This is a genomic window from Spongiibacter sp. C9W (assembly GCF_057370015.1).
The window spans coordinates 1,142,233-1,162,533 of the sequence record NZ_CM170672.1; the positions used below are offsets into that span (position 1 = coordinate 1,142,233).

Annotated in this window: 20 protein-coding genes; 1 reads left to right on the forward strand and 19 read right to left on the reverse strand. The window is 57.5% G+C overall.

Annotation, left to right across the window (positions count from 1 at the left end; genetic code table 11):
- Window positions 1-23 precede the first annotated feature (23 nt).
- Window positions 24-404 carry a rhodanese-like domain-containing protein gene (locus AC2Q8J_RS05520; protein ID WP_204996888.1) on the forward strand — a complete coding sequence of 127 codons (381 nt, stop codon included), beginning with the start codon at window positions 24-26 and terminating at the stop codon, window positions 402-404.
- A gap of 80 nt (window positions 405-484) precedes the next feature.
- Here AC2Q8J_RS05520 and AC2Q8J_RS05525 read toward each other — a convergent pair whose 3' ends face one another.
- The 19 genes from AC2Q8J_RS05525 to AC2Q8J_RS05615 form a co-directional block, all read right to left on the reverse strand.
- Window positions 485-1,687 carry an acetyl-CoA C-acyltransferase gene (locus AC2Q8J_RS05525; protein ID WP_204996887.1) on the reverse strand — a complete coding sequence of 401 codons (1,203 nt, stop codon included), beginning with the start codon at window positions 1,685-1,687 and terminating at the stop codon, window positions 485-487.
- A 92-nt stretch (window positions 1,688-1,779) separates the two neighbouring features.
- Complete coding sequence (locus AC2Q8J_RS05530) at window positions 1,780-2,568, reverse strand: SDR family oxidoreductase (protein WP_204996886.1); 789 nt, start codon at window positions 2,566-2,568, stop codon at window positions 1,780-1,782.
- A gap of 70 nt (window positions 2,569-2,638) precedes the next feature.
- Complete coding sequence (locus AC2Q8J_RS05535) at window positions 2,639-3,829, reverse strand: acyl-CoA dehydrogenase family protein (RefSeq protein WP_486452340.1); 1,191 nt, start codon at window positions 3,827-3,829, stop codon at window positions 2,639-2,641.
- A gap of 85 nt (window positions 3,830-3,914) precedes the next feature.
- The gene (locus AC2Q8J_RS05540) at window positions 3,915-5,066 is read right to left on the reverse strand and encodes an acyl-CoA dehydrogenase family protein (RefSeq protein ID WP_486452341.1); all 1,152 of its coding nucleotides are present in this window, start codon (window positions 5,064-5,066) and stop codon (window positions 3,915-3,917) included.
- A 34-nt stretch (window positions 5,067-5,100) separates the two neighbouring features.
- The gene (locus AC2Q8J_RS05545) at window positions 5,101-5,640 is read right to left on the reverse strand and encodes a YfaZ family outer membrane protein (protein ID WP_204996883.1); all 540 of its coding nucleotides are present in this window, start codon (window positions 5,638-5,640) and stop codon (window positions 5,101-5,103) included.
- Between the two features lie 35 nt (window positions 5,641-5,675).
- Window positions 5,676-6,560 (reverse strand): SDR family oxidoreductase, encoded by an 885-nt coding sequence (locus AC2Q8J_RS05550; protein WP_204996882.1) that lies wholly within the window; start codon window positions 6,558-6,560, stop codon window positions 5,676-5,678.
- Between the two features lie 196 nt (window positions 6,561-6,756).
- Window positions 6,757-7,905 carry an acetyl-CoA C-acetyltransferase gene (locus AC2Q8J_RS05555; RefSeq protein ID WP_486452342.1) on the reverse strand — a complete coding sequence of 383 codons (1,149 nt, stop codon included), beginning with the start codon at window positions 7,903-7,905 and terminating at the stop codon, window positions 6,757-6,759.
- Between the two features lie 44 nt (window positions 7,906-7,949).
- Window positions 7,950-8,999 (reverse strand): acyl-CoA dehydrogenase family protein, encoded by a 1,050-nt coding sequence (locus AC2Q8J_RS05560; protein WP_486452343.1) that lies wholly within the window; start codon window positions 8,997-8,999, stop codon window positions 7,950-7,952.
- 10 nt (window positions 9,000-9,009) lie between these two features.
- Window positions 9,010-10,182, reverse strand: coding sequence for an acyl-CoA dehydrogenase (locus AC2Q8J_RS05565; RefSeq protein WP_027872963.1), 1,173 nt, complete (start codon window positions 10,180-10,182; stop codon window positions 9,010-9,012).
- 46 nt (window positions 10,183-10,228) lie between these two features.
- The gene (locus AC2Q8J_RS05570; protein ID WP_204996878.1) at window positions 10,229-10,984 is read right to left on the reverse strand and encodes an enoyl-CoA hydratase family protein; all 756 of its coding nucleotides are present in this window, start codon (window positions 10,982-10,984) and stop codon (window positions 10,229-10,231) included.
- A complete protein-coding gene (locus AC2Q8J_RS05575) occupies window positions 10,984-12,051 on the reverse strand; it encodes an NAD(P)H-dependent flavin oxidoreductase (RefSeq protein ID WP_486452344.1) in 1,068 nt (355 codons plus the stop codon). Before AC2Q8J_RS05575 ends, AC2Q8J_RS05570 begins: the two co-directional genes overlap by 1 nt.
- 75 nt (window positions 12,052-12,126) lie before the next feature.
- The gene (locus AC2Q8J_RS05580) at window positions 12,127-12,930 is read right to left on the reverse strand and encodes a CoA-transferase subunit beta (protein WP_486452345.1); all 804 of its coding nucleotides are present in this window, start codon (window positions 12,928-12,930) and stop codon (window positions 12,127-12,129) included.
- Between the two features lie 21 nt (window positions 12,931-12,951).
- Window positions 12,952-13,827: a CoA transferase subunit A gene (locus AC2Q8J_RS05585; RefSeq protein WP_338061855.1), complete on the reverse strand. Its 876-nt coding sequence runs from the start codon at window positions 13,825-13,827 to the stop codon at window positions 12,952-12,954.
- 137 nt (window positions 13,828-13,964) lie between these two features.
- Window positions 13,965-14,456 (reverse strand): Lrp/AsnC family transcriptional regulator, encoded by a 492-nt coding sequence (locus AC2Q8J_RS05590; protein WP_204996875.1) that lies wholly within the window; start codon window positions 14,454-14,456, stop codon window positions 13,965-13,967.
- A 3-nt stretch (window positions 14,457-14,459) separates the two neighbouring features.
- Entirely contained in the window at window positions 14,460-14,972 is a 513-nt protein-coding gene (locus AC2Q8J_RS05595) for an Lrp/AsnC family transcriptional regulator (RefSeq protein WP_486452346.1), read from the reverse strand.
- Window positions 14,969-16,621 carry a FadD3 family acyl-CoA ligase gene (locus AC2Q8J_RS05600; protein WP_486452347.1) on the reverse strand — a complete coding sequence of 551 codons (1,653 nt, stop codon included), beginning with the start codon at window positions 16,619-16,621 and terminating at the stop codon, window positions 14,969-14,971. Before AC2Q8J_RS05600 ends, AC2Q8J_RS05595 begins: the two co-directional genes overlap by 4 nt.
- A gap of 132 nt (window positions 16,622-16,753) precedes the next feature.
- Window positions 16,754-17,863 carry an alanine dehydrogenase gene (gene ald / locus AC2Q8J_RS05605; protein ID WP_486452348.1) on the reverse strand — a complete coding sequence of 370 codons (1,110 nt, stop codon included), beginning with the start codon at window positions 17,861-17,863 and terminating at the stop codon, window positions 16,754-16,756.
- A 113-nt stretch (window positions 17,864-17,976) separates the two neighbouring features.
- Window positions 17,977-18,810, reverse strand: coding sequence for an MBL fold metallo-hydrolase (locus tag AC2Q8J_RS05610; protein ID WP_486452349.1), 834 nt, complete (start codon window positions 18,808-18,810; stop codon window positions 17,977-17,979).
- Window positions 18,811-18,862: 52 nt separating this feature from the next.
- Window positions 18,863-20,245: an MATE family efflux transporter gene (locus tag AC2Q8J_RS05615; protein ID WP_486452350.1), complete on the reverse strand. Its 1,383-nt coding sequence runs from the start codon at window positions 20,243-20,245 to the stop codon at window positions 18,863-18,865.
- Window positions 20,246-20,301: the final 56 nt, after the last annotated feature.

The window sequence follows — 20,301 nt, forward strand, 5'->3', positions numbered from 1 at the left end:
CAGCCACGTGTAAGGGAGAAACCATGAAAACCGTTCACGATATGGTTGAAGAGGCAAAAGGCCACATTCAGGAAGTTAATGTCGACGAGGCCAAGCAGGCGATAGCCGATGCTGACTACTTAATAGACGTGCGTGAGGAAGATGAATTTCACGCCGGGCATATTGAGGGCGCAATCAATATTCCACGCGGTGTGCTGGAGTTTAAACTCAGCAGCGAGGAGGCCCTGGCTGACCGCATGCAGAAAGTGGTGCTCTATTGTAAAAGTAGTGGCCGCTCAGCGCTGGCAGCCGCAGCAATGAAGGAAATGGGCTATCAGCAGGTGGTCTCGCTTGCTGGCGGTATCGAAGCCTGGCAAGCGGCCGACCAAGCGGTGGTCACACCAAACCTGCCGGATTTTGAATAAGTCGCTGGTATAAAAAAACCGCTATGGCTCTCACCATAGCGGTTTTTACTTCCTGCCAGTTTTGGCTTTTTTATAATTTCTTAGAACACTTCAAACAGCGCTGCAGCGCCCATACCGCCACCGATACACATGGTCACCACGGCGTATTTTTCACCGCGACGCTTGGCTTCCAGCAAGGCGTGGCCCACCAGACGCGCACCACTCATACCGAAGGGGTGGCCAATAGAGATACCGCCGCCATTCACGTTCAATTTGTTGTTGTCGATACCCAACTGGTCGCGGCAGTAAATTACCTGACAGGCGAAGGCTTCGTTAAGCTCCCAGATGCCGATATCGTCGACTTTCAAACCCTGACGCTTAAGCAGCTTGGGAATCGCAAACACGGGACCAATACCCATTTCGTCGGCCTTGCAGCCGGCAACGGCCATACCGCGGTAAGCGCCCAGAGGTGCCAGGCCCAATTGCTCGGCGCGCTTGGCTTCCATCAATACGCTGGCTGAGGCGCCGTCTGACAACTGCGAGGCATTACCGGCAGTAATGAAGCGACCTTCTTTCACCCACTGGCCGTCTTTCCAGACCGGGGCCAGACCTTGCAGACTTTCCAGTGTGGTGGAGGGGCGATTGCACTCGTCGCGATCCAGCACCACGTCTTTGTAAGTAACTTCTTTGGTTTCTTTGTTAAACACCGACATGCGCGTCGCAAAGGGCACGATCTCGTCGTTAAACAAACCGGCTTCCTGCGCCGCCGCAACACGCATCTGGCTTTGCAGCGCGTATTCATCCTGCGCTTCACGGCTGATGCCATAGCGCTCGGAAACAATCTCTGCGGTTTCGATCATCGGAATATACGCCGTGGGATCGATTTCCGTCACAGTTTTTGAAACGTTGCGGTAGGTGTTCTTGTGCTTGGTTTGCACCAGCGAAATCGACTCCAGGCCACCGGCAACGGCAACGTCCATTTCGTCACACATAATCGACTTCGCGGCCCAGGCGATGGTCATCAAACCAGAGCTGCACTGGCGGTCGATAGTCATGCCCGCCGTGGTGTCAGGCAAACCCGCGGCAACGCTACACAGACGGCCCAGGTTGTAGCCCTGTGTGCCCTGCTGTGCAGCGGCGCCCATGATCACATCTTCAACCGACGCGGGGTCGATACCCGCTTTTTCCACCGCGGCTTTTACCGCGTGACCACCCATTGCCGGGGCTTCGGTGTCGTTCAGGGCACCGCGAAAGGATTTACCCATGCCGGTACGGGCGGTAGAGACGATGACGGCTTCTTTCATGTTGAACCTCGTTCGCTTAGGCGCCGCATGTCCGTGCGACGCCGGGATTGAATTCTATTAGCTCTGTGCTGGCTGCGATAGCCTAACGCGCCTTAGGCCCGTTGCGAAGAGCAGCTGATGATTTCTCCGGTCAGGTAGCTGGAATAATCCGACGCCAAAAACATCATGACGTTAGCCACTTCCCACACCTCGGCGCCGCGCCCGAAGGCTTCGCGGCCTTCCAGTTCGGCCAGCAATTCTTCTGGCGCTGATTTCTTCAGCATCGGGTGAACCGCCAGCGATGGCGACACGGCGTTAATGCGCACACCAAAATCGGCTGCTTCCAGCGCCGCGCAACGCGTCAGCGCCATCACACCCGCCTTGGCAGCGGCATAGTGAGATTGCTCTTTTTGCGCGCGCCAGCCCAGTACCGAGGCATTGTTAACGATCACGCCAGCACCGCGAGCCTTCATGGTGCGCATCATCTGGCGAGTCATACGCATAGTGCCATTTAGGGTAACGTCGATGACCTTGTCCCACTCGGCGTCTTCCATGTCGATCAATGACTTGGTGGTGCCAAGACCCGCGTTGTTAATCAGCACGTCCACGCCACCGCAGAACTCTTCAGCAAAGCCGATCAGCGCCTGAACATCGTCCTCGACGGCAACATTGCAGACTTTACCAGCAACTTGCTCCAAGCCCGTTTCGCTTTTTAAACGCTCCACGGCATCGTTCAAGCGGCCCTCGTGGATGTCGCTAATAACAATACTCCGACAGCCCTCTTCCACGGCGCGCTTAGCCGCCGCAAAGCCAATGCCGGCACCTGCCGCGGCGGTAATCAATACCGACTTGCCCTTGAGCAGGCCGTGGCCTGCCACGTATTCTGGAATCTTCACACTCATTCTATCGCTCCATTGCGCGCCGACCAGCGCGGCGCGTTTTTAACTGTCGTTGTGGTTGTTTGTTACGGCTTTACCACTTGGGTTCTTTGGGCATTCCCAAGCCGCGCTCGGCAATAATATTGCGCTGAATCTGGTTGGTGCCGCCGTAAATGGTATCTGAGCGGGTAAACAGGAATAGCGACTGCAGACGGTTTAGCTCGTAGGGCCCCTCCGGCAAAATCGTCGCCTCTGGCCCCATAATATCCACCGCCAGCTCACCGAGGTCGCGGTGCCAGCTCGCCCAGTACAGTTTGTAGATAAGCGCTTCTTTTTGCAGGCTGCCGTCACCCTTGTCGCCAGACAACATACGCATGCTGTTGTAGCGCATGATTTTCAGGCCAATGTGAGCCTGGGCAATTCGCTGGCGGATCTGAGGGTCGTTAGCCGCGCCGTTTTCACGGGCCAGTTTTACCACCTCGTTAAGCTCATTTTGGAAAGCCATTTGCTGACCGAGTGTGGACACGCCGCGCTCAAAACCGAGCAAGCCCATCGCCACTTTCCAGCCGTCGCCGGGTTCGCCAACAATGTCATCGGCATCGCACTCGGCGTCGTCAAAGAACACTTCGTTAAACTCTGATGTGCCGGTAATTTGCTCGATGGGGCGCACCGTCACACCGGGTTGATCCATTTTTACCAGGAAGAAACCCAGCCCTTTATGCGCTTTTGAATCAGGGTCGGTGCGGGCGATAACAAAGCAGTATTCCGACTCGTGGGCCAGTGAGGTCCAGACCTTCTGGCCATTGATTACCCACTTGCCTTTCGCCTCGTCAAAGCGGGCCTTGGTTTTTACATTGGCCAGGTCTGAGCCAGCTCCCGGCTCGGAATAGCCCTGACACCAGAACTCAGTACCCGCTAGAATACCCGGCAGATACTTGGCTTTTTGTGCCTCGCTGCCAAAGGCAATTAGTGTTGGTCCGGTAAGGCCGTCGCCGATATGGCCCATACGACCGGGCGCACCAGCGCGGGCGTATTCTTCATAAAAAATAACTTGCTGCTCGATAGACAAACCACGGCCGCCGTATTCCGTTGGCCAACCCACACAGGTCCAACCGCCTTCGGCCAATTTCTGCTCCCAGCGTTTCCGCTCCTCGGGGAACATATGTTCGTCGCCGGGGCCACCGCGAAATTTGAGCTGGGTAAACTCACCGGTAAGATTGTCGGCCAACCAGCCCGCAATCTCTTTGCGGAAGGCTTCGTCTTTTTCGCTGAATTGTAATTTCATACTTGCTCTCGCTTAGCGTATTCGTTGCACACGCAGATCGTCGCGCGATCTATTTGCCTGCCAATGGCTGCTTATTACTTTGTGGCTATTCGCCGTCGAGCAGCAGGGCGGCAATGTTTTCGCGGTGTTGATCGCTGTTACCCAGCAGGTGTTCGCTGGCTTTGGCGCGTTTGAAATACAGGTGAACGTCGTATTCCCAGGTGAAGCCCACACCGCCGTGCATCTGCATGGCTTCGCCAGCATTTTTGAAATACGCCTCGGAACACCAGGCCTTGGCGATACTGGCGGCTTCGGGAAGTTCGGCGCTAAGCTCGCCACCAGTGAGGGCTTCGTCGGCAACACAGGCCGCGTAGTAAATGGATGAGCGGGCCACTTCGTTGCGCATCATCATGTCAGCCGCTTTGTGCTTAATCGACTGGAAGCTAGCAATCGGGCGATTAAACTGCTTGCGCTCTTGGGTGTACTCCACCGCTGAAGACAGCAATTGCTGCATGCCGCCCGCTTGCTCTGCTGCCAGGGCAACAGTGGCCAGTTGCAGGGTTTTATTCAGTGCATCGGCAGCATCGCCTGACTCACACGCCAGCTTGGCACCGGCAGACACGCGTAGGTCTTTAAGCTGTATGGCTGCCTGGCGACGCGTCTGGTCCATGGTCGGTAGTGCTTGGCGTTCAATACCGGCCGCTGCGGCATCCACAGCGAACAACTGCACCGCATCGCTACCTTCTTCTTTAGCCGCAAAAATCAGCAATTCGGCACTGGCGCCGTCGATAACATAGCGGTAGTCACCGTTTAACAGATAATCGTCGCCGTCCTTGCGCGCACTGGCGCTGACCGAGTCGGCCGTCCAACCGCCAGTATTGCTCCACGCCAGCGTGGCAGTTTTACCTTCGCAAATCGCGCCCAGGTGCTCGGCCTTTTGCTCTTCGGAACCCGCACACAGCAGTGCATTGGTGGCCAGGCACACGGTTGAGAAATACGGCGCGCACAGCAGATAGCGGCCCATTTGTTCAACAATGGCGATCAGCTCGATATAGGAAAGCCCGAGACCACCGTAGGCCTCAGGAATATGAATGGCTTGCCAGTACATCTCACCACACAGGCGCTGCCATAGCTCGGCATCGTAACCCAGCTCAGACACCATTGCGGTGCGCACCGCTTCGCTGGTGGATGTATCTTTAAGAAAGGCCTCCGCCGTATCGCGGATCATTTGCTGTTCGTCGGTAAACGCAAAATCCATACAGACTCCAGTTCACGACGGAGACCCCGTGACCTTACAGCCGCAGCTGCAAGCGCACAAAGGGACCGTCTTCAAAGTCGAACTCACCGCCCTTCTCGGCGTCGAATTCGATGTCACCAAATCCCAGCTGAATTGCTGAGTTTTGAAAGATTGATATTTCAGCGCTAAGCGACCATTCGCTGTAGCCGTCCACGTCGCTAAAACCAGTAGCTTCAGGGCCGTAGTAAATACCGCCGCGCAAACGTAGTACGTCGTTCAATGGCAGACTCAGATCACCGCCAAAGGCCATAACGCCACCATCGAAACCGCTGTCGTCGGCCGTCAGCGTCACGGCTTTGGCACCCACGCGGCCGGTTAAGGCGCCGCGACGGCCGTTGGCATACAGGCCGGCAGACAGCAGGTCTGCATCGTCTTCGTGGTGCAACCAGTCGAACTGCGCACTGGTTTCCGGGCCGATGTCGCCGGCAATCGATGCTCCAAAGCTCTCATCGCCAAAACGGAAGGCAACGCCTCCCGCCAGGGCGCTATGCGCGGTGGTGGCAAGCAGTACTGCAGCGAGTAGCGGTGATTTCATGGTGTTGATTCTCCGTGGATTGATGTCCTAGAAAATCAGCTACCATACACTTTCTGCGCGGGAACTGCCTCTGCCAATAGCTTCTCGACAGCCTGGCCAACTTCCGCTGGTGCCCAGCGATCGCCTTTATCGACCTCGGGGCCTTTGCGCCAGCCATCGGCAATGGAAATTTTGCCGCCCTCGGCTTCAAACACTTTGCCGCTCACTGAGGCTGCTTCTGCGCTCGCCAACCACACCAACAATGACGACACGTTTTCCGGTGCCCAATAGTCAAAGCTGCCATCGTCCGGCTTAGCCATACGCTGCGCCATGGATTCAACGGCGGTTGTCATGCCCGTGCGGGCCGCTGGCGCGATGGCGTTGGCAGTAATGCCGTAGCGCGCCAGCTCGGCGGCCTGGTTAAGCGTAAGCGCCGCAATACCAGCCTTGGCCGCTGCGTAATTCGACTGACCGACAGAGCCTTGCAGGCCAGCGCCGGAGGTGGTGTTGATAATGCGTGCGTCCACGGCCTTGCCCTCTTTGGACTGACCGCGCCAGTAGTGAACCGCATGGGAGGTGATGCAGAAATGCCCTTTCAGGTGAACCGCCATAATGGCGTCCCAATCGGCTTCGGTCATTGAGGCGAACATGCGGTCGCGGTTAATACCCGCGTTGTTCAGCACCACATGCAGGTCGCCAAAGGTATCAATGGCCTGCTTCACCGCATTGAGGCTATCGTCGTAGTTGGTGATATCTGAGGTGTTAACAATCGCGGTGCCGCCAGCGGCCGTAATCTCATCGACCACTTTTTGCGCAGCGTCTTGATTAATATCGTTAACGATCACCTTGGCGCCTTCACTGGCAAATACCTTGGCGTGTGCCGCGCCCAAACCACCACCGGCACCGGTGATAATCACTACACGATCCTGACAAATACCCATTGCAGATCCTCTCTTGTTTCTTCTCTGCGCCGATCACACGGCGCGCTTAAATTTGAATGACCACAGCTACTGAGAGCGTCAGCTGCGTGTGGCTGGCAAGGCGCCGAGACGTTTTAAGTCGGGAGTTTACAAAGCCGTAAATGACCGTCTTAAAAAGGCTTGGCAACACCGCCAGCCGCTTGCAGATGGCGTTCCGCTATAGACGCTCGATGATGGTGACATTCGCCTGGCCACCACCCTCACACATAGTCTGCAAACCATAGCGACCGCCGCTGCGCTCCAGTTCGTGCAGGAGGGTGGTCATCAGCTTGGTGCCGGTGGCACCCAGTGGGTGACCCAGTGCAATCGCGCCGCCGTTGACATTAGTTTTCGCGTGGTCGTAGCCGGTTTCCTTAAGCCACGCCATTGCCACCGAGGCAAAGGCCTCGTTGATTTCCACACGGTCGATATCCGCCATCGTCATACCGGCTTTTTTCAAGGCGTATTCAGTGGCAGGAATCGGCGCGGTAAGCATCCAGATAGGGTCGGCCGCACGGACACTCATGTGATGAATACGTGCACGCGGCGTGAGGTTGTAACGCTTAAGCGCATCTTCACTCACGATCAACATGGCGCTTGAGGCATCACAGGTTTGGCTGGAGACCGCAGCGGTTACCTTGTCGCAGCCGAACAGGTAGTCCAGCTCAGCCATTTTTTCCAGGGTCGACTGACGCGGGGTTTCGTCGGTGGTGACGCCAGCCAAAGGAACAATCTCGCGATCGAAACGCCCCTCTTCAATGGCCTGCAATGCACGGCGGTGAGACTCAAGTGCAAATTCCTCTAGATCGCGGCGCGACAGTTCCCATTTGTCGGCAATCATTTGCGCCGACTTAAACTGTGTAGGTGGCTCTGCACCGTAGCGCTCAACCCAGCCTTCTGAACCAGAGAACGGGTCTTTAAAACCCATTGGCTCTGCAGCAATCATTGCCGACGAAATGGGGATCTGGGTCATGGTTTGAACGCCGCCAGCAATCACCACATCTTGGGTGCCAGACATTACCGCCTGCGCCGCGAAGTGAACCGCCTGCTGCGAGGAACCACACTGACGGTCAATAGTGGTGCCCGGCACCTCTTGGGACAGGCCCGCTGCCAGCCAAGCAGTGCGCGCGATGTCACCGGCCAAGGGGCCGATGGTATCGACGCAGCCGAAGATCACATCGTCGTATTCGTTATCGGGAATGCTGTTGCGCTCAACAATGGCTTTGAGCACGTGAGCACCGAGGTCGGCGCCGTGGATCTGCGCCAAGCCGCCCTTGCGACGCCCGGTGGGGCTTCTCACTGCATCGACAATATAGGCTTCTGCCATGATAGTTTCCTCTTATTGCCCGCTTAGCAGGCGATAACCGTCAATTAAAAAGTTGCGCCAGCACCGAGTGCGGCGTTATCCGCCAGCAGTGCGGAGGCCACACGATTTTTATGGAAGCCTGCCGTGCCATAACTACTGTTAAACGCCCAGGCGCGCTTCATGAAAATGTGCAGGTCCACTTCCCAGGTGTAGCCCATCGCACCGTGAACCTGGATGCTGTTTTTCGCCGCCAGGTCGGCCACTTCACAGGCGGCCAGTTTCGCGTGGCTCACCGACAATTCTGCGCGCGGCGTGTCGTTGGCAATATCATAAGCAGCGCGATAAACCGGTGTTTTGGCGTATTCCAGTTTGTAGGCGATATTCGCCATGTGGTGCTTAACGGCCTGGAAGCTGCCAATGGCCACGCCGAACTGCTTGCGCTCACTGGTGTATTGCACCGACAAATCGATCATTCGTTGAGCCAGACCCAGCGACTGCGCGGCCACACCCAGTGCGCCGCGATTCAACGCTTTGTTGATCAGCGCCTGAGCAATATCGCCGTCGGCCAGGCAAACCGCCGCCGCAGGGTCGAAGTCCACAGCAAACAATTTGCGACCGGGGTCGACAGATTCGTTGGCGCGCAGGCTGGCATTGGCGGCTTCTACCGCATAGATCGCGCCGTCTTTTTCCAGTAGCAGCAGGTCGGCGCAGTGGGCGTCTTCCACTAACTTGTTGACCGCCAGGCCCACCACGGCACGCGCCTCACCCGAGGCAATTTTTGGCAACCACTGCTCTGCAATCGCGCTATTACCACACTCACTAAGCAGCGGCGTTGCCACTAGCACGCTATTCACCAGCGGCTCAGATAGGGCGACGTATCCGGCTTCCTGAGCCAGCAGGACGAAGTCCAGTTCGTTCATGCCCAGCCCGCCGAAGTCTTCGGGAACTGTCAGCCCGGTCAGGCCCAACTCGGCCAATTGCTGCCACAGTTCATCGCTGCGACCGCTATCGGTTTCCCACAGCTGACGAATTTTGTCGGGGGTAATTTCATTCACCAGAAAGTCGCGCACTGATTCCTGAAACAAGAGCTGATCTTCGCTAAAGGTAAAGTCCATGTCAGTCTCCTTATTTGCGCGGCATGCCGAGCATACGCTCTGCAATGATGTTGCGTTGAATCTCATTGGTGCCGGCGTAAATAGGCCCGGACTGGGCAAACAGCCAACCGTCTAACCAGCGGCCAACGTCACCGGCATCGGGCGACTCGGGCAGCAGCTCGCCGCGGGTTTCAAGAATTTTCAGCGCGGTGGCGTGCATTTGCTGGTCGAGCTCAGACCAGAAAATTTTATTGGTCGAGGCCTCGGCACCGATTTTTCCACCCTGCATTAGACGGCAGGCCGTTTGGTAGGTCGTCAGGCAGTACGCCTCGGCATCCATATAGGCGCGCAGCACTGCTTCGCGAATGCTGGGGTCTTCATCGGCCGTTTCTTGGTTAGCTTTGTAGAGCTCTACCAAGCGTTTAGCCGTTTCCTGGAAACGCGCCGGTGAGCGCAGCATCAAACCGCGTTCAAAACCCGCGGTGGCCATCGCCACGCTCCAGCCTTCACCTTCACCGCCCAGGCGGCAGTCGACAGGCACTTTGACATTGTCGAAGAAGATTTCAGCAAAGCCCGGCAAGCCGTCCAACTGAGGAATAGGACGAACGGTAATGCCTTCGCTGTCCAACGGCACCAGAATAAAGGTCAGGCCGCGATGGCGCTCTGACTCGGGGTCGGTGCGGAACATACCAAAACACCAATCGGCCCATACCGCGCGGGTCGACCAGGTTTTTTGACCGTTGATAATGTAGTGGCTACCGTCTTCGCTAAGGTCTGCTCGCGAGCGGATGGCAGCCATATCAGAACCGGCGTTCGGCTCAGACCAACCCTGACACCAAATATCTTTGCCGGTGGCCATGCCATTGAGGAAGCGCTTTTTCTGCTCTTCGGTGCCGTATTCCATCAAAGTGGGACCAAGCAGGAAGATGCCGTTTTGGTTTACCCGCAGTGGCGCAGACGCCGCGTAGTACTCTTCTTCAAAGATCAACCACTGTAATAGGTCGGCGCCACGGCCACCCATTTCTTCCGGCCAGGTGATCATTCCCCAGCGGCCTTCGTACAATTTGGCCTCCCACTCGCGGTGCTGCTGGAAGCCTTCTTCGGTGTCGAAGGACTTCAAGGGCTCGGCGGGAACATTGGCCTTTAACCAGCTGCGAACTTCTTCGCGAAAGGCTTGGTGCTCTGCGGTGTATTCGAGTTTCATGGGTGATTCTCGTCTCGGTTCAGCGGCGGGCGATACCCGCCGTTAATCAAAATTTGGCGTCGCGCTTTTCAACAAAGGCGTCTTTGGCTTCCTGCGAGTCTGGCTCGGCATAAGCTTCTTGCGTAAAGCCCTGCTCCCAGCGGTATTTGTCTTCGAGGTTGCCGTCTTCCACACCGTTGAGGGCTTCCTTAGCCAGCTCGATCATGCGCGGTGATTTCTCGGCAATTTTGTCGGCAATATCGCGGGCAGTTGCCATCAGTTGATCACGTGGAACCACCTTTTCAATGGCGCCCAGACGATAGGCCTCTTGCGCATCGATAGCCTCGCCAGTGAAGTACATGTAGCGCACTTTCTGCACCGGGAACATGCGCTGCAAGTGAGCGCCGCCGCCCATTGCCCCGCGGTCAACTTCCGGTACGGCAAAGGTCGCACACTCCGATGCCACAATGATGTCGGCGGCACCACTGATACCAATACCACCACCAAGTACGAAGCCATGCAGCGCGACAATGACCGGCTTGCGGCAGCGGTGAATGGCTTTGAAGGTGTCGTAGTTACCCTTGTTGACGCGGGTAATCATGGCGGGGTTTGCCGCCAGCTCTTTGATATCAACACCGGCGCAAAAGCCGCGACCCTCGGCAGCGATAATCACTACGCGCACCGCGTCGTTGTCGCTCAGGGTATTGATCTCGGCAGCGATGGCCAGCCAGCCGTTACTGTCAAAGGCGTTAACTGGTGGCTTATTGAAGATTAGTTCAGCAACACCGCTGTCGCTGATGCTCAGGGTATATGGCTTGCTCATTATGCGTTCCCCATTTTTGCGAAGCGCGACTCGGCTTCGTCGACAATGCTGCGAATCAGGTCTTCACAACTCAGTAATTCATCGATAACACCTGCCACCTGGCCAGAGGGCAACACGCCTTCGTCCGGGCGGCCATCGACCATGGCTTTTTGAATAATCATCGGTGCATTCGCCGCCATAATGGCCTGCGACTTAGTAATGTCGCCGCTGCTGGTCATGGCGAGCGCAGAGCGCAGCAGGGAGGTCATGCTGGCGCCGGTGAACTTGCGAAAGGCCAGGCCATTGCGCAAGGCGATAATCAGTTTTTTCAGTGGGCCGGCTTTCTCCAGCTCGCTGAGGAAGTCATTCAAAATCATGCGCTGCGGCAGTCCGTCGAGGGCTTCACTGCGAATGATGGCACCGGGGTCTTTGCAGGCGAGATAGCGCTGCTTGGTCGCTTCGGGAACAGGGCTTTCTTTGGTCAACAAGAAGCGTGTTCCCATGGCGATGCCGTCAGCCCCATAGGCTAGTGCCGCCAGCAAACCGCGACCATCTTTAAAGCCGCCCGCCCCCAGGACCGGCACTTTGTCACCCACGGCGTCCACCACTTGTGGCAGTAACAGAGTCGTGGGGATCGCGCCGGTGTGACCGCCACCCTCGCCGCCTTGAACAGCAACGGCATCGGCACCCATCTCTACTGCCTTGATGGCGTGCTTGGGCAAACCCACGGTTGGCATGCAGACCACGCCAGCCTCTTTCAGGCGAGCAACCATCTCTTTCCCTGGCGAGCGCGAGTAGCTCACTGCCTTCACGCGGTGCTTGATCACCAGGTCAATAATCTCAGCGGCGTTGGGCTGATACATATGGAAGTTCACGCCGAAGTTCGCATCGGTTAGCGACTTCACTTCCAGAATATTGGCTTCCATTTGCTCGGGCGGAATGGTTGCCCCAGCCAGAAAACCAAAACCACCGGCATTGCCAGTGGCCGCAACCAGTTTCGGGTCGGCAACCCAGCCCATCGCGGTTTGGATAATGGGGTATTTACAGCCCAGTAATTCGGTAATGCGGGTATCGAGTAGCGTCGACATAAATAATTAGCTCTGCGTTGAATCGACAAAGCACCGACCTGCATTACAGGCCGGTGCTTGTTGCGCCTGGCCGTATTAGCCGCGAACGCCCGGAGGGTTATCCTTCAACTGCTTGGCGCGCAGGTTGTGCGGGTCAATGCGGCGGATAATGTCCAGCTGCTCTTCTGTGGGAGCCGGCGTTGTTGGAATAGACTCGGGAACATGCACCGGGAAGCCGGTATTCTCCTGAACCTCTTCCACGGTAACACCGGGGTGAAGGCTAACGATCTGCATCTGGCGGTTGGGACCGCGGAAGTCGAACACACCCAAGTTGGTGTAGACCTGACGCACATCGATCTCGTCGAAGCTGTAACCTTTAGGCAGACGATCCGGGTTGTAGCCAATGGTGCACACCACGTCGCACTCACCTTCTACAAACACGCGTTTGCTGTGCATGGGCACCAGGTAGCTGTTGGCATGGCAAATCGAGTTACCGGGGAAACCACGCACACCCAACATTTGTACCTTCGGCTTGCTGTGATCGCCACCCAGCGCTGAGATGTTGGCCTGCGCGAAGCGGTCGATTTGCGTTGGCCCACCGGTCAGGTGACGACGGCCGCTCCATACGTTGTCAAAAATGCGGGTAAAGCCCATCCAGGTTTCCGCCTTCGGCTGGAAGTCGGCGTCGCGTTTGCCGACGGGGTTGGGCTCCGACAGCAACCACGCTTCGGAGTCGGTCATCAGGATGTCGGTATTGCTGCTCAGCATGGCGAGACTGGCGGCGATACGCGGCAGCACACCGATGCCGGTGACCAGGACTTCGCCGTCATTGTCATAAGCGCTGGCATTGGCACAAATCATCAGCTCGGCCAGGCTGTATTCTGTTGCAGGGGTAGTCATAACTAGAATTCCTCAGACCGATCAGTAAACAGGCAGCGGCAGTTGACGGATGGCGTCGATACCACCCACAGCTTGCTGGTATTCCGCTTCACTGCGACCCTTGATGTATTTGTCGAAGTAGGCTTCAAAGCCGCCCTCTTTCGCCGAGGCGTTGTACTCTTGGAAGTGCGGCACATCGAAGCCGTATTCAGGCGTGCATGATGTGGGGTGAGCACCGCCGGCAACCGGAATAACCGCCGAGGTCATGGTGCGTTCCCAGAAGACGTAACGCGCTTCGTCGCCCTGAGCAAAGTATTCGGTGTCGACCAGCTCTTCACAGCTGACGATAGTCTTGTCAGCCGCGCGCGCCATCCACTCGTCCATATACACATCGGGGCCTTTGATCTGGCAAACGCCACGACGGTCTGCGCGGTCAACATGCAGTAGCGCCGCATCGAGTTTCAGTGCGGGCATTGCCAGCCACTCTTTCTCATCATAGGGGCTGTCGACCAGTTTGATGTCTGGGTTGAGGTTAACAACATCGGTTCCCAGACCGAGGCGAGAGGGAATATAAGGACAGCCCCACGCTGCCGCGCGCAGGCCCAGCAGCATCATGCCCTCGTCAATTTCCATCACCTCAATCTCGCCATTTTGACGAGCCTGGCGGAAATAGGGCTCCAGCGGAATAAAGTCCAGCGACACGAAGGCGAACACCACTTTTTTCACCTTACCGGCAGCACACAACATGCCGACATCTGCACCGCCATAGGCCACGATCGTCAGGTCTTTAAGATCAGACTTGAGAATCTCGCGAATCAGCGCCATTGGCTTACGACGCGGCCCCCAGCCGCCAATACCGATGGTCATGCCATCGCGTAGCTCGCCAACGAGCTCCTGCAAAGCCATTTCTTTATTCACGTCCACTCCTTAATACAAAGCGAGGTTTGCCGCTTGAGACAATCCGTCATACGCAGCCCTGCTACGCATAACATTAGAAATTACAGCTTACCAATGAAAAAAACCTAAGCCATAAGCCAAATAGATTACGCAAAAACTTATTCTGAGCCATTATCAGGCTCTGGGCCGACGATCCGGCTCATGCGGTAATCATGCTTAACAAAATTAACCCCCAACGAGCATTCGGTGCGCAGTACACCAGGCAGGCCGCTGATACGCCGGTGCAAGAAGGCCGCGAGCTCCGCGTGGTTCTGCACCAGCGTAATGGCGAGCAAGTCAAAGCGGCCCAGCATCTTGCCGACAAAGCCGATTTCCGGCACCGCCGCCAACTGCTTGGCCAGCTCGTCGCACTGTGCGCTGCGCTCTACTTCCACCCAAATGTAAGCCAGTATCGGATTTCGCAGCCGCGCGATGTTGGTCATCGCGGTGATACGCACCAAGCCCTCGGCCTCCATGCGCTTGATGCGCGAGCGCACCGTGCCCTCGGTAATCCCGAGCTCTGCAGCAATTTTGCGGTTGCTGGTGCGGGCGTCATGGGCCAGGCCATCGAGAATTTTCAGATCGAGCTCATCTAGCTGTTTCTTCTGCATGGCCTAGTCCGCCTGCCCGAAGGGCACCCAATTTGACTGATTTTTGAGAACGTCCAGCGCGACGGATGGCTCCAGCTTTCTCACACCGGGCACAGCAGCCAACTCACTGAGCAGCTGGTTGAGGTCTTCCTGATCACGCGCCACCGCCAGCGCTTCAATATCCAGCGTGCCGACCACCTGGCACACGGAGAAAACCTGAGCAAAACTCGCTAAATCTTCTGCAACCTCATCGGCGGCGCGGCCCTCCACCTGGATACCGACCGCCAACATCATGCTGTAGCCCACCGCCTCGTAGTCGGTAACCGCAACGACCCGCAGGCTGTCGGCCTCCTCCATGCGACGCACCCGCGAGCGCACAGTGGCTTCGGTTAGACCGAGGTCGGCAGCAATCGCTTTGAAGGGCATGCGCCCGTCGCGGCGCAGCAAGGCCACAATGCGAAAGTCCACCTCGTCCATGCCCTGGTTGGACTCATCCCCCGCCAGCGGCGGGATGGCACCATCGCTGCCAATATTCACGCCTGAGCCTCAATATGCTGGGCGGCCTGCGCAGCCAGTTCCGTTTTCAACACCTTGCCCGAGGCGTTCATTGGCAGGGCATCGACGAATGCCACGTAGTAAGGAAGTTTGTAGCGCGCCAATTGCTCAGCACAGAAGGCTTTTACCTGTTCAGCCGACAGCTCGCTGCCCGCGCGGCGCACAATAAAGGCCATACCCACTTCTCCCTGTGGAGCCTTGGGCACACCGATGACGGCAGCCTGGGCGACGCCATCCAAACCGTAGAGCAGTTTTTCAACTTCTGCGGGATAGACGTTTTCACCGTTCATGATGTACATATCTTTTAAACGGTCGGTAATGCGCAGGTAGCCGCGCTCATCCATAACACCAATATCGCCGGTGCGCAGCCAGCCATCGCTGGTGATGGCATCGGCAGTCGCCTCGGGCATATCGAAGTAGCCTTGCATAACGTTGTAGCCCCGCAACCACACCTCGCCCTCTTCGCCGGCAGCGCGCGCCTCACCGGTTTGCGGATCGGCGCATTTAAGCTCGACACCGGGCATCGCGCGGCCGCAGGTGTTGGCGATTGTCTCGGGGTCATCATCGGGGCGGCAGATGGTCACCACCCCCGTTGACTCAGTGAGTCCATAGGCGGTCACCACCGTTTCAAAACCCAGTTCGCTGCGCATATCCTCTACCAGCTTTACGGGTACCGTCGCGGCGCCGGTTACGCCGAGGCGCAAGCTTGAGAAGTCATAATTACCCCGCTCGGGGTCGGCCAGTAGCATCTCGTAAAGTGAGGGAGCACCGGGCAACATGCTGATGCGGTGACGAGAAATTGCCTCCATTACCAGACGGCGATCAAACTGCGCCATGGGGAAAATCGTGCACCCGCTAATCAAGGCCGCCAACCACCCGGCCTTGTAACCAAAGGAGTGGAAGAAGGGGTTGATGATCAGGTAGTTGTCGTCGGCGCGCAGGCCAACAGTGTCGCTCCAGGTAGCAAATACGCGAATGTTTTGTTCGTGACTACACAGCACGCCCTTGGGCTTGCCGGTGGTACCCGAGGTAAACAGCATGTCGGCACTGTCTTCGGGACTAATCGCGCGCTCCAGCGCAATGAAGGCAGCGTCGTCGGCTTCGCTGGCCTTCGCCATAAATGCCGCCCACCCCAACTGATCCGTGCCGTTGTCGTCGCTGTCCAGTCGAACACTGTGGCGCAAGGCCGGTAGGCTTTCGCTTTTCACCACCTCGGCGGGAACCGCCCCCTCCAGCGCACCGACAGTCAGCAATACACTCACTCCGGCCCGCGCGAGAATATCGGCAGCCTCAGGGCCCTGCAGACGGGTATTAAGAGGCACCAACACGGCGCCCACTGACTGCAAGCCCAGCGCGGCAATAATCCAGCGCGCACTATTCGGCGCCCAAATAGCCACCCTGTCACCCGACTGAACCCCCAGCGCCATGAACGCGCGACCGGCGCTGCGGCGAAGGTCATTGAGTTGCCGATAACTGAGCACCTCGTCATCTGCCTGTATTGCCGTTTTTGCACCGTACTGCTGAGCGGCCCACCCCATCAAACGGGGGACAGTCAGCGGCGGCAAGGTGAGATCAGCAAGCTGATCAGCGCGGCCAGAAGCATTGGAAGAAGGCGATTTAGACGATGGCATGTTCAAGCCCCTAAACATCGGCGAAAACATAGAGTCTAGAAGCAGAACCGCAATACAACAAGACTTTGCGTAGCATTATCTATTAAATACTACGCATAACACTGATAACTAATCCCTTCGGATGACGTTAACCTAGGCTGTGAGTGACGCCAGATCGGCCAGCGGCCGCTGCTGCGCCTCGGCCACCGCCGGGCAGTAAACGGCACCACCGGCAATATTGATACCGTCGCGTATCCCCGGCGTTGCCGCAATGCTAGGCAAGTCACTGCCGGCGATGCGCTGCACATAGGGCAGCGTTGCCTGACTCAATGCCAGGCTCGCCGTTCGCGATACTGCACTGGGAATATTGGCGACGCAGTAATGGACAATACCCTGATCAATAAATGTGGGCTGCTGGTGACTGGTCGGACGACTGCTTTCAAAACAGCCGCCCTGATCGACCGCAACGTCGACCAATACCGCACCGGCATTCAGCAGTTGGAGATGGCTTCGCTTAAGTAGCTGCGGCGCTCGCGCGCCCGGCACCAAGGCCGCTCCAACCACCATATCGACATTGGGCAACACGGCCTCGCAATCGAGCTCGGCCAGTACCGCCAGGTGCGCGCTGTTGTAATGAGCGGCCAACTGATCCCGGCGCTGTCGCTGCTTTTCAACCACCGCGACCGTTGCGCCCATTCCCAGCGCCACGTCGATGGCCTGACTGCCCACAACGCCCCCACCGAGCACCAGCACTTTTGCCGGCGGCAGCCCGGCAACAGCACCCAGCAATACGCCCCGACCGCCCTGCGCAGTTTCCAAACAGTGCGCCCCGGCCTGCACTGAGAGCCGCCCCGCAATTTCGCTCATGGGCTTTAGCAGGGGCAGTCGGCCCGCGTCGTCGGTAATCGTTTCATAAGCGATAGCCGTCACGCCGCTGGCAAGCAGGTCATCACATAGCGCAATGTCGGGGGCGAGGTGGAGATAACAGAACAAGCGCTGACCCGCGCGCAGCAGGTCAATTTCCCCAGGCTGGGGCTCCTTCACTTTGACGATAAGCGCCGCTTGCGCGTAGACCTCTTCAGCGCCTGACAACACGTTAGCACCAGCTTGCCGATATTCGTCATCCAGATAGCCCGATCCCTGACCTGCGCCCTCTTCAACAACGACTTGGTGACCCTGCTCAGTGAGCTGACGCACCGCGCTGGGCGTCAAACCCACACGATATTCCTGCGCTTTTTGCTCTTTTGGCACGCCGATACGCATATCGATCTCCCGTTACACCGCACTAAGGGCAGCTTTCTCACAGGAAATATGGCTGATATCTACAAGATTACCAATTTGCTGAGCGGGCAACGGCCTTATCGCGGCTTACGGATTTACACGCGCTGCCATAGACCGTCGCGCTCTATCGCTTCGCCGTCTTTTTGCAATTTCAACAGATGGGCCCACAGCGAGAGCTGGGCTATGGGGTGCAGGGCGGGGTCAACATCGTCGTAGGCGTGTACCACCAAGCCATCCAGCGCCAGGGGGCGTTGCTGCGACTCAAGTGTTTGGCGCACTTTGTGCTCTCGCCCCAGGCGGTGTTTTATCAGCGCCTCGATTTCCGCGCGGGGCTCGTCAATAAGACGGCCGTGCCCCGGCGCCAGGGCCTGAAGCGGGTATTCCAGCATGCGTTCGAGCGACGCAATGTAATCGGCCATATCGCCAGCGGGAGGGATAATCACCACCGTCGACCCCTCCATAATATGGTCGCCGGTAAACAGCAGAGCGCTGGCTTCATGGAGAAAGCAAAAATGATTATCGACATGCCCGGGGGTATGCACGGCGATTAAGCGCTCACCGTCGACATCAATATCATGCTCGTGCTGCAGCTCAATGTGTGGCGAAAAGCTCGTGTCCTGATGACCATCATCAGCAATGGCCCGTCCAAGCAGCGGCACATCGTAACGCTCTGCCAGCATGGCCGCCGCGGGAGAGTGGTCCGGATGGGTGTGGGTCACAACAATTTGCGTAAGCTCGCCGCCAATTTGGCGCAAAGCGGCCTCCAGAGCCTCCACATGTTCGGCCATTGGCGGCCCCGGATCGAGCAGGGTTATACGGCGACGGCCAAGTAAGTAGCTATTGGTGCCGGGGCCGGTCATTACGCCGGGGTTTGGCGCGATCACTCGATGTACCGTCGGTCGCAATTGCTCGAGAATTCCACTTTGCATTGTCTGTGCTCCGCCTTTCACGCTACAAGTGTGTCGATTTCGCAGTGGGCCGTCAAAGCAGAGGCGCTTTGTTGTGCGCCGCCTGCAGTGGACTGCGCAAACGCCATAGCAACCGTGCACCCAGTAACAGCGCCGAGCAACTCAGCCCGGCACACAAGCCCAACCAGTAGCCGCTTGGCCCCATCGGCGACAGCTGCCACTGCCCGGTTGCCAGCACATAGCCCACCGGCAAACCCACGCCCCAATAGGCAAGTAGCGTGAGTAACATCGGCACACGGGTATCTTCAAAACCGCGCAGGCAGCCATTGGCAGTCACTTGTAGAGCGTCTGAAACTTGATACAGCGCGGCGAACAGCAGCAGATAACTGGCCAGCGCAATAACCTCTGCGTTGTCGGTGTAGATGCGGGGAATCCACTGCCGCGTCAGCACCAGCAAGCTCGCCGCCGCAAAACCGATAAACAGCGTAATGCGAAAGGCGACGTTTATCGCGGTGCGCAGCGCTTGTTCGTCCTCGCGACCGCGCGCATGGCCGATGCGCGCCGTTGCTGCCAGGGCAAAACTGAGCGGCAGCATAAAGACCAGCGAAGTGAAATTCAGGGTCAGTTGATGGCCCGCCACGATGATGGGGCCGGACTGGCTGAGCAACAAGGCTATCACCGCAAAAATGCTGACTTCAAAAAATATCGCCAAGGCCACAGGCAAGCCCAAGCCAAATAAGTACCTCAGGGTCGCCGGTTCCAGCCGCCACGGGCTCAGTTTGAAGCGGTCATCGGAGTTTGCATAACTGGGATGGCGCAATACGTAAAAAATCATCAGCGCTGCCATCAGCCACATCACCACCGCCGTGGCCCACCCGCAGCCAACGCCGCCCATTGCGGGAAAACCCAATTTGCCGTAGATCAGCACGTAGTTCACCGGGATATTGACGAGCAACCCTATCACGCTAATCCACAATACGGGTCGGGTGTCTCCCCTCGCCTCGGTGTAACTGCGCAGCGCCAATACCACGGCAATGGCCGGCAAGCCCCAACTCAGGCCCCGCAGGTACTCTCGCACCATTGGACGCATCGTCTCATCAACATCCATCCAGGCCAGCACAGGGGCCGTGTTTCGCAACAGGAAAAATGCCAGTACCCCAAATAGCAAACCCAGCATCACCGCCTGCTGCATAATCGAGCTCACCCGATGGTGCTGACCTGCCCCCATATGGCGGGCCAGCACCGAGGTCGTGCTCATTAGCAAGCCGGTCAAAAACAGAAATACCGGCACCCAGATACTGGCGCCAACTGCCACAGCGGCCAAGTCCAGTGCCGAGACGCGGCCCGCCATGACGGTGTCTACAAATCCGTTGGCAGACTGGGCCAACTGGCCACCAAAAATAGGCAGAGCAATACGCAGCTGGCTGCGTAATTCCTGTTGCTGGGAGGACGACATTGAGACTCTCGGTGGGACAGATTCGGCCTGCACTCTAACGCAGCCAACGCGGCGCC